The following is a 9,591-nucleotide window of genomic DNA, read 5'->3' as shown; positions in this document are numbered from 1 at the left end:
TCTCCCTGGGCGGACTCCCTTCACTCTTCTTCCTTGCTTTCTATCATACAAGGGGAGAAGGGGTTGGGGGATGAGAGGTGAGGTCGCGGTTCGCGTTGCTCGCCTTTACTCCACCGGATCGCCGTACACGCCGATCTCCACCGCGCCGGTATTTCCGCCGCTGGTATCGATCAGGTCGAAGCGCAGGGTCGTCGCGTCGAAATCCACGTCGAACGCGTGCCCGGCTTCCGCGTCGGGCAGGGTATACGGTCCGTACGTTTCCTCGCCGTCGGCGGTCACGGTGAACTCGAACACCTGCGACGTACCGTCGTTCATCAGGCGCGACCAGAATTCCAGCCCCGTGATGTGCGACCGCTGCGCCAGCTCGATCTCGATCCAGGCCTCGTTGCCGTCGCCGTCGCTGGACCATGCCGTGTTGGGGCTGCCGTCGAACGCGCTGGCCGCGCCCCACGTTTCGTCCGGCGCGGCGTCACCGTACGCGCTGCTGTACCCGGTGATCTGCGCGCCCAGTTCCGGCGAGGCGAGGTTCGTGACGGGTGTATCGTCCTGGGGCGGGGTGGTGAAGGTCATCACGTCCGACACGTAAATAGTGCCCGCGTTATCGACGCCCTGTACGCGGAAATAGTAGGTCGTTTCCGGTTCCAGGCCAGAAAGCAGCGGGTTGTGCTCGCCGTGCGATCCGCCCGCCATGTCCTGATCGAGCGTCAGCGATCCGAACGCGGGCGTCGTGCCGTACACGAGCGTGCACGCCACCGGGACGCGGGTGGTCAGCGGCAGGCGGGCCGTGCCGTCGTTGGCGAAATCCGTGATGGTCAGGTCGCCGTCTATGATCTCGCTGATAGGGTGCAGCGCGATCGCGTCGTCCGGTTCCGGCGTGCCGTCCTGCGCCATCAGGCGCGATCCCGGCGCGGCGATCAGGGCGATCGCGGCAATCAAGGCGAGGGTGATCATGAGTGGTGCGGTTTTGCGGGACATCTCTGCTCCTGACGTGTGCTGGTGCGGCGAACGGTGCGAGTCAGGGTGTTATGCAGTAAGGCGCGCGGGATCAGGGCTTGTTGGCTGTGAATAAGTGTACCACGCTGTGCGGCAGTGCCTCGAACGCAATTTGACCTTCCAACCCCGCCGCGCGTAGCCGCTCCTCGACATCCACCGGCCAGGGGCCGCGCTGCCCCGTGGCGCGATAGGCCAGTTCGAGCGCGTCTTTGGCTGCGCCGCCCTGCGTCAGCGTGCCGCTAAAGACCACGATCAGCCGCCCGCCGGGGCGCAGCACGCGGTAGACCTCGCGCAGCGTGGCCAGATCGATGATGAACTCGGTGGGAAAAGTGCTGATCACGGCGGGGAAGGTGTCGTCAGGGAAGGGCAGTGCCTGCGCCCGCCCGCGCGCCAGCGCCGGGACGAGATGGTGGCGGCGCAGCTTGCGCCCGGCGATGCGCCCCATCGAGCGGCTGAGGTCCAGCCCCACCGCGCGATAGCCCGCCGCGCGCAGATCCAGGTGAAAATTGCCGGGGCCGTGCGCCAGATCGAGAATCGTCGCGCCGGGCGGCGCGTCCAGGTAGCGCAGGGCGACGTGCTGCCACGCGCGCCACTGGCCCAGGCTGACGACCCAGGATACGAGGTCGTAGGTGAAGGCCAGCTCGTTGTACAGCAGCCGGAATCCGAACCGTACCAGCCGCCACCACAGCACGGCCAGCGGCCCGCGCGAACGAGAACTTTCCGGTTGGGTTGCCATAGACGCTGCTCCTGCTACCGCAAGCCCCATCTCGCACAGCCAGAGTATAGCCCGATCCGCGCCTGCATGGCCTCTGTTCTTGCCTTTCGCTTTTTACTAACCTGACGTCGTTTCGCGTTCCTGTCCTTGCCATTGTCTTTAACTAAAAACTAATAACTGAAAACTGTTAACTGCTTTTCCCGCTTTCCTGTGGACAGAATTCAGCGGGAGTGTACAATCTTTTCGGTATGTAGTCCCACGCAGCAACAAGAGATCCCCGGCGCGGCTCCAAGCTCACCGCTGACGCGGGCGGGGGTGTGTTGTATACTTATCCGGCAATAGACCTCCCAGATGCGCGTGGGGCGTGCGGGTTTACTGATTACGGTCAATTCGAAGGAGATTTATCTATGCCATCGGTGTGGCGCTTCCTCCGGCCAGTGTTACTAAGCGCGCTCGTGCTGTCGCTGGCTCTTCCATTAACCCCTTCTACCTCCTTTGCGCAGGGCGACGAGCCATCTCAGATCGTGATTCAAGGCTCGCTCCAGCTCGAACCGCTGGTGTCCGCCGTCCGCGATGCCTACGTCGCGCAGAACGAGGACGCGGATATCCTGATCGACGCGCAGGGGCCGGCCCAGGGCTTTGAGGCGCTGTGCGCCGGGGAAGCCGACATGGTGGTGTCCACCGGGCCGATGACAGATTCGCAGGTGTCGGCGTGCGCGTCGGCAGATCAGAGCTTTGTCGAGACCGTGCTGGCCTACGAAGCGATCGTGTTGGTAGCCGATCCAGCGGCGACGCTGTCCTGCCTGGATCTCAGCCAGGTCGAGACCGTCTTCTCGCTGGGCGCGGAGCCGGAAGTGCTGTGGGAAAACCTCGGTTCGTCCGCGCTGACCGGTCCGGTGGTCTTCTACGGCCCCGATCCTGACAGCGCCAGCGGCCTGCTGTTTGCGTCGCTGCTGCCCGCGGGCGACCTGCGCGAAGGCATCGATTCCAGCCTCGATCCCGCCGGGATCCTTGAGGCGGTCAACACCCCCGGCCAGAAGGGCCTGGGCTACATGTCGATGGCCGAGTTTGAGGCCGCCGACGGGTCGGTGACCCCCGTTTCGATCAGCCAGGAGGGCGGCGAGTGCGTCGGCCCGACGCTGGCCACGGTCGAGGACGGCTCCTACGCGCTGGCCCAGCCGGTTTATCTCTATGTGAACGCCGCCAGCGCCGAGCGCGAGGACGTGCAGTCCTTCGTGGAATTTGCGCTGACGAATGAAGCGGGTGCGCCCGCCGCTGCTGCGGACCAGGGCTACACCGTCGCGGACGACGACATTTATCACACCGGCCTGCTGAACGTTCAGACGGCCCGCACCGGGCGGACGTTCTCGCGCCCGGCGACGCCCGTCAATGTGCTGACGACGGACGCCGGAACCGTGAACATCGCCGGATCGTCGCTACTGTACCCCGTGACCAACGCGATCGTGCGCGATTTCTCGTCGCAGTTCACCGCCGCGACGGTCAATCAGGCCCCGCTCGGCAATGACGCCGGGTGGATGGCGCTGTGCTCCGGCGAGCTGGACGTGCTCCAGGCGACCGCGCCCGCGAGCGACGAAGCCTTCAACCTGTGCAAGAGCAACGGGATCGACACCTACGCGATCGACCTCGGTCTGGAAGCGCTGGTGATCGCGGTTGCGCCGGGTAACGACTGGGCGCAGTGCATGACCACCGACGAAGTCGCCACCCTGCTCAGCGCGGGCCTGCCGGAATCGGCCAGCGCCGCCGCGCCTGCGGGCACGGAAGAACCTGCCGCCGACGCCACCGAAGCCGCGCCCGCCGCGACCGAAGACGCTTCTGCGACGCAGGAAGCCGCTTCCGCCACCGCCGGACAGGAAGTGAAGGGTACGCCCGTCACGCTGTGGAGCGAGATCAATGCCGACTGGCCGGAGCAGCCGTTCCTGCTGGTGATGCCGCCGCTCAGCACGGGCGAGACGGATTACATGATCCAGACGCTAACGCACGATCTGACCTTCGTGCCGCGCATGGATACGCTGACCAATGCCGACGCGCTCTACCGCGCGCAGGGCGTCGCCAACACCGATCAGGATACGGAAAACGCCAGCAGTGGCATCACCTACCTGTGGTGGACCGCGCTCCAGGGCAGCGAAGCGGACGTGAACCTCGTGGCGATCGACGCGGGCAACGGCTGCGTCGCGCCGTCGCCGGAGACGTTCGCGGACGGCACGTACGCGCTGTCCTTCCCGGTGAGCTACTACTTCAGCGAGAAGTCGTTCGAGAACCCGCTGGTGCGCGCGCTGCTGTGGCACTTCTTCGACCGCAGCTCGCTCGAAACGCTGCGCAAGTACCCGTACGCCATGTCGGATTACGACGCGATGGCGACCGCTCAGCGCGACGAAGTGTTCAACATGCTGGCCGACTATGAAGCGTCGCTGGCGACGAGCATGGAAGCCACGCCCGCCGCGACTGAAGAGGCCGCGCCCGCTGGCACGGAAGAACCCGCCGCAACGGAAGCCGCTCCCGCGATGACCGAGGCTGCGCCTGCGGCCACGGAAGCCCCCGCGATGGACGCGACGGAAGCCGCCCCCGTAGCGACCGAAGCGGCCCCGGCTGAGACGCCCGCCGCGACGGAAGTCGCCACGGAGGAAGCAGGCAGCTAAACCGCCTGCTGTACGACACGCTTTCCCGATCCCCGGCGCGCACCCCGCACCGGGGATTTTTTGTCACGCGAGTACCTGATCGGTGGGTTTACGCTAAAACCAGGGCGGTTTCTAACCCGCCCCTACAAAACCCCATCGGGTGCTGCTTGTCTCCCCTCTCCAACCCGGATTGGAGAGGGGCCGGGGGTGAGGTCGCGTTTGCCTTTGCTTTCCGCCCTTGGCTAATCGCTAATTGCCAACCGCTAACGGCCAAGGGTTGACTGCCGTGGTACAATAGCGCCTTCTGCGAACTGCCCAAACGCCTCAAGAAACGGAGCTTTTGATGCGCGATGTGCTCGTCGCTCTCGACCTGGAAACCACGGGCCTGAACAAAGATGAAGACGATATTATCGAAATCGGCGCGGCCCGGTTTCTGGACGGCGAAGTACTGGAAACGTACCACACCCTGATCAACCCCGGGCGCGCGGTGCCCGAACGTGTGACGGCTATCACCGCGATCAAAACCGAGGATCTCATCAACGCACCGCACATCCGGCAGGTGCTGCCCGACCTGCGGCACTTCATCGGCAGCAGCCCGATCGTCGGCCACCGCGTCGATTTTGACCTGGGCTTTCTGGCGCGTTATGGGGTAGGGCTGAACAATCTCCCGCTCGATACGTACGATCTGGCCTCGGTGATGCTGCCGACCTCGCCGCGCTACAACCTGACGCACTTGACTGCGACTATGGGCCTTGAACTGGAGCACGCGCACCGTGCGCTGGACGACGCCATTGCGACCGGGCGGCTTTATTGGGCGCTGTGGCAGCGTATCTTGGACTTGCCCATGGACACGCTCGAAGAGATCGTCAACGCGGCGCGCGAGTTGGAATGGAGCGCGCGGCCCGTGTTCACGGCGGCGTTCCAGGAGCGGTCGCGCACGGCCTTCACCGATCCGGCGGAGCGCGGCAAAAAGTCCACCGTCGCGCAGAAAAGCCTCTTCGAGCCGGATCGCAACGACTGGCCGCGCCTGCGTCCTAAAGAGACGCTCGAAAAACTGAATCCCGCCAAGCTCTCGGAAATTGTCGAGCCGGACGGCCTCATGGCCCAGGCGTACCCGAACTACGAGCACCGCCCGGAACAGGCGGAAATGCTGCGCCGCGTGACCGAGGCGTTCAACCAGGGCCGCCACCTGATGATCGAAGCGCCGACTGGCGTTGGCAAGAGTCTGGCCTACCTCATTCCGGCGGCGTATTGGGCGCTGGTCAACGACGATCGTGTGGTGATCAGCACCGCAACGCTCAACCTGCAAAGCCAGTTGGTCGAGAAGGATCTGCCCCTGCTGGCAAGCACGCTTGACATCCCGCTGCGCGCGGCGGTCGCCAAGGGACGCGGCAACTACCTCTGCCCGCGCCGCCTGCTGACCCTGCGCCGCCGCACGCCGACCTCCGTGGGCGAACTGCGCGTGCTGGCGAAGATCCTCGTGTGGCTGCTCGAATCGTCCAGCGGCGACAAAGAGGAAATCTCCCTGCGCGGCTTTGAGGAAAACGTCGTCTGGTCGCGCCTCAGTGCGGAGGACGAAGGCTGCACGATGGGCCGCTGCAGCACGCAGATGGGCGGGGCGTGTCCCTTCTACAAGGCGCGCCGCGCGGCAGAATCGGCGCATATCCTGGTCGTCAACCACGCGCTGCTGCTCTCCGACGTGCAGAGCGGCAACCGCGTGCTGCCGGAATATCGTTACCTCGTCGTGGACGAAGCGCACCACCTGGAAGACGCGACCACCAACGGCCTGTCGTTCCAGATCAACAAAGTGACCTTCCTGCGCCAGATCGCGGATCTGGGCGATATGAAGCACGGGCTTCTGGGCGACGTGATCCGCAGCACCTATGGCAGCGTGCCGGAGGTCTACTACAAGCAGCTCGAAAGCTTCGTGCAGGTGGTGACGGGCGCGGTGCAGGCGATGGGCCATCACGTCGAGCGCTATTTCGACGAGTTGTTCGCCTTCCTCGAAGAAACCGATTCGCTGCGCAGTGGCGAGTTCGTGATCCAGGTGCGGATCACGCCCCAGCTTCGCCAGCGATCCGGCTGGGCGCACGTCCAGCAGGCCTGGGATGTGCTCAGCGAGTTCACCAACACCATCGCGCGGGCGATGGACCGCCTCTCGCGCGGGCTGAACGACCTGCGCGAGTTCGACATTATCGATTTCGACGACGTGCTGTCCAGCGTGCAGGCCGCTTCGCGTCACCTGGGCGACATTCACCGCCAGCTCGACGCGTTCACCGTCTCGCCCGACGAGAACACGATCTACTGGGTCCAGGTGGACCAGGACCGCGAGCGTCTGCTGGTTCAGAGCGCGCCGCTCAACGTCGGCCCGCTGCTGGAAGAATACCTGTGGCAGCCCAAGGAGACGGTCGTGCTGACCAGCGCGACGCTGCGCACGGGCGGGTCGTTCGACTACGTGCGCGACCGTCTGCACACCTTCGACGTGGACGAAGCGGTGGTGGGCTCGCCCTTTGACTACGAAGCGACCACGTTGGTCTATATCCCGACCGACATGCCCGGCCCGGAGCGCCGCGACGACTACCAGCGCGCGGTCGAGCGCGGCCTGATCGAGCTGGCGGCGGCGACCAACGGGCGGATGCTGGCGCTGTTCACCAGCTACGCGCAGCTTCGCCAGACGGCGCAGGCCATCGCGCCCCGGCTCGCGCTGGGCAACATCACCGTTTTCGATCAGAGCGACGGGACCAGCCGCCAGCAGTTGGTCGAGGGTTTCAAAAACACCGATCGCTCGGTGCTGCTCGGCACGCGCTCGTTCTGGGAGGGCGTGGACATCCCGGGCGAGGACCTCAGCGCGCTGGTGATCGTGCGCCTGCCGTTCCAGGTGCCGTCCGATCCAATCTTCTCGGCGCGCTCGGAGCTGTACGACAACGGGTTCATGCAGTATGCCGTGCCCGACGCGATCCTGCGCTTCCGCCAGGGCTTCGGGCGGCTGATCCGCACCAAGCAGGATCGCGGGGTGGTGGCGCTGTTCGACAACCGCGTGATCGCCAAGCGCTACGGGCAGGCGTTCCTCGACAGCCTCCCGGCGTGCACGGTCCGGCGCGGGCTGCTGGCCGATCTGCCGCGCGCCGCCGCGCAGTGGATCGATAGGCCGGGAAAGTAGGCGGCTGTAACAGGGGAACAAGGGTCTATTTGCCGTTCATGTGGCGCGCGTTTCCTGGTATAATTCCGTGTGCAGGCCAATCCGGGCAATTCCTGCATAAGAGTGACAAGGATCGACTCATTCAATGATTGACGTAAACCAACTACGCAAAGGCACTAACTTCACCGTTGATGGTGAGCTGTATAAAGTGCTTGACTACCAGCACATCAAGACCGGGCGCGGCAATGCGACGATCCGCGTGCAGGTGCGTAACCTGCGGACCAACTCGCAGTTTGAAATGACCTTCACCTCGGGCGACCGCGTGCAGGACATTCACATCGACACGATCCAGGTCGAGTACCTGTTCGACGACGGCGAATTCCTGACCTTCATGGACATCGAAACCTACGAGCAGCCGCAGCTCCGCAAGGACGCGCTCGGCAGCGACTTCCTGTACCTGAAGGAAAACGCGCAGATGAAGCTGCTCCAATACGATGGCGAATTCCTGGACTACGAGCTGCCGACCTCGGTCGAGCACAAGATCGTGGACTCGGAAATGGCGATCGCGGGCGATACGGCGACCGGCGCGACCAAGAAGGTCATCACCGAGACCGGCCTTCAGGTGACGGTCCCGCTGTTCGTCAACGTGGGCGACACCATCCGCATCGACACGCGCGACGGCTCGTACATCACCCGCGTCTAGCCGGACGGTCGCAGATTCTCAACGGACGATCAAGCCGGATGCCCTGTCCGGCTTGTTTGTTGGCGCTGCCTGCACGGTATTCGGCGGGCGCAGCGCCGCGTACAAGGACAATCGAGCATGCGGACCCCTGCGGGCAAAGAGTGCCCATACTATTACGCCAACTACCATCGCGGACGCGAGACGGAGGAATGCCGCCTCGTTGCCGAGAATCCCGATTCCGCGCCGTGGCAGCCCCGCGACTGCGCGCGCTGTCCCGTACCGGATATTTTGTTGGCGAACGCCAGCCCCAATCTGCGCCTCAAGCTGACCATTCGCCCCAAGCTGATGGGCTTCAAGCGCCAGATGGACGTGCGCGCGTGGTGCGAAAAGCACGACATCGTGATCGAAGACCCGTACACGGGCTGCCCGCTGTGCGCCGAGGAAAATCCGGGCCTGAAGCTGTTCAAGGATGCGCTGGGATAACCCATGATCAAAGCCGTGCTGCTCGATCTGGACGATACGCTGCTCGGTAATCCCACCGAGCAGTTCGTTAAATCGTACCTGGGGATGCTGTCGCAGTCGCTCGGTGAGTCGTTCCCGCCGGAAGTGATGCAGGGTCTGATGCTCGCCACGCGGGCCGTGGCCCACAAGCGCGACCCGCTGCGCACCAACGAGGAAGCGTTTTACGAGACGCTTGCGCCCTGCCTACCGACGGGCCGCGACGGGTTCGACGTGCCGGTGGCGGAGTTCTACCGCTCGGTATTCCCCGGCCTGCGTCCCCTGACGACGCAGCGTCCGTTTGTGCGCGGCATGGTCGAGTGGCTGATCGGGGAAGGTTATCAGGTCGTCGTCGCCACCAACCCGTTTTTCCCGCGTGTCGCCATCGCGCAGCGCCTCGAATGGGCGGGCCTGCCCATCGACGTGATCCCGTTCGCGCTGGTGACCACGCTCGAAAATATGCACTTCTGCAAGCCGCGCCCCGAATATTATGAGGAAATCCTGGCGCGGATTGGCGTGCAGGCCGACGAAGCGATCATGATCGGGGACGACTGGGAAAACGACATCGCGCCCGCGTGGGCTGCCGGGCTGAACACGTTCTGGGCCCCAACCGCGAGCGAACCGGTCGCGGTTCCGCCGGTCGCGCCGGACGGCATGGGCACGCTGGAGGATTTCGCGCGCCTGATCCTGGACGATGGTTGGCTGCGATCCCTGGCGCCGCGCCCGCTGACGCCCGACCAGATCGCGCCGCGCCTGACGGGCAACGTCGCCGCGATCCTCGGCGCGGCTCGCGACGTCCCGGCGGAGGTCTGGCACATGCGCCCGGATCCCGACGAGTGGTCGCCGGTCGAGGTGTTGTGCCACCTGGAAGAAAGCGAGCGACTCGTGCAGCGCGCCCGTCTGGGCACCATCGCGCGCGAGGCGAACC

At 64.9% G+C, this 9,591-nt stretch carries 7 protein-coding genes; 5 read left to right on the top strand and 2 right to left on the bottom strand.

The window, feature by feature from the left end; all coding sequences use genetic code 11:
- Nucleotides 1-105: 105 nt before the first annotated feature.
- Nucleotides 106-975 (bottom strand): discoidin domain-containing protein, encoded by an 870-nt coding sequence (locus tag V7116_RS24050; protein ID WP_324394538.1) that lies wholly within the window; start codon nucleotides 973-975, stop codon nucleotides 106-108.
- 70 nt (nucleotides 976-1,045) lie between these two features.
- On the bottom strand, nucleotides 1,046-1,729 hold the full coding sequence (locus tag V7116_RS24045; protein ID WP_324394537.1) for a class I SAM-dependent methyltransferase: 684 nt from the start codon (nucleotides 1,727-1,729) through the stop codon (nucleotides 1,046-1,048).
- Nucleotides 1,730-2,115: 386 nt separating this feature from the next.
- Between V7116_RS24045 and V7116_RS24040 the strand changes: the two genes are divergently transcribed.
- The 5 genes from V7116_RS24040 to V7116_RS24020 form a co-directional block, all read left to right on the top strand.
- Nucleotides 2,116-4,365: a substrate-binding domain-containing protein gene (locus tag V7116_RS24040; protein WP_324394536.1), complete on the top strand. Its 2,250-nt coding sequence runs from the start codon at nucleotides 2,116-2,118 to the stop codon at nucleotides 4,363-4,365.
- A 322-nt stretch (nucleotides 4,366-4,687) separates the two neighbouring features.
- Nucleotides 4,688-7,504 carry a helicase C-terminal domain-containing protein gene (locus V7116_RS24035; RefSeq protein ID WP_324394535.1) on the top strand — a complete coding sequence of 939 codons (2,817 nt, stop codon included), beginning with the start codon at nucleotides 4,688-4,690 and terminating at the stop codon, nucleotides 7,502-7,504.
- Between the two features lie 124 nt (nucleotides 7,505-7,628).
- Entirely contained in the window at nucleotides 7,629-8,186 is a 558-nt protein-coding gene (gene efp, locus V7116_RS24030) for an elongation factor P (protein ID WP_324394534.1), read from the top strand.
- A 117-nt stretch (nucleotides 8,187-8,303) separates the two neighbouring features.
- The gene (locus V7116_RS24025; RefSeq protein WP_324394533.1) at nucleotides 8,304-8,648 is read left to right on the top strand and encodes a hypothetical protein; all 345 of its coding nucleotides are present in this window, start codon (nucleotides 8,304-8,306) and stop codon (nucleotides 8,646-8,648) included.
- A gap of 3 nt (nucleotides 8,649-8,651) precedes the next feature.
- Nucleotides 8,652-9,591 (top strand): HAD-IA family hydrolase (locus V7116_RS24020; RefSeq protein ID WP_324394532.1); only part of this gene is annotated, 940 nt, incomplete at its 3' end.

This window comes from Aggregatilinea sp., from assembly GCF_036822615.1.
In the GTDB taxonomy this organism is placed as follows: Bacteria; Chloroflexota; Anaerolineae; order Aggregatilineales; family Aggregatilineaceae; genus Aggregatilinea.
The sequence above is the reverse complement of the archived record's forward strand: the minus strand, read 5'-3'. Positions and strand labels throughout refer to the sequence as shown.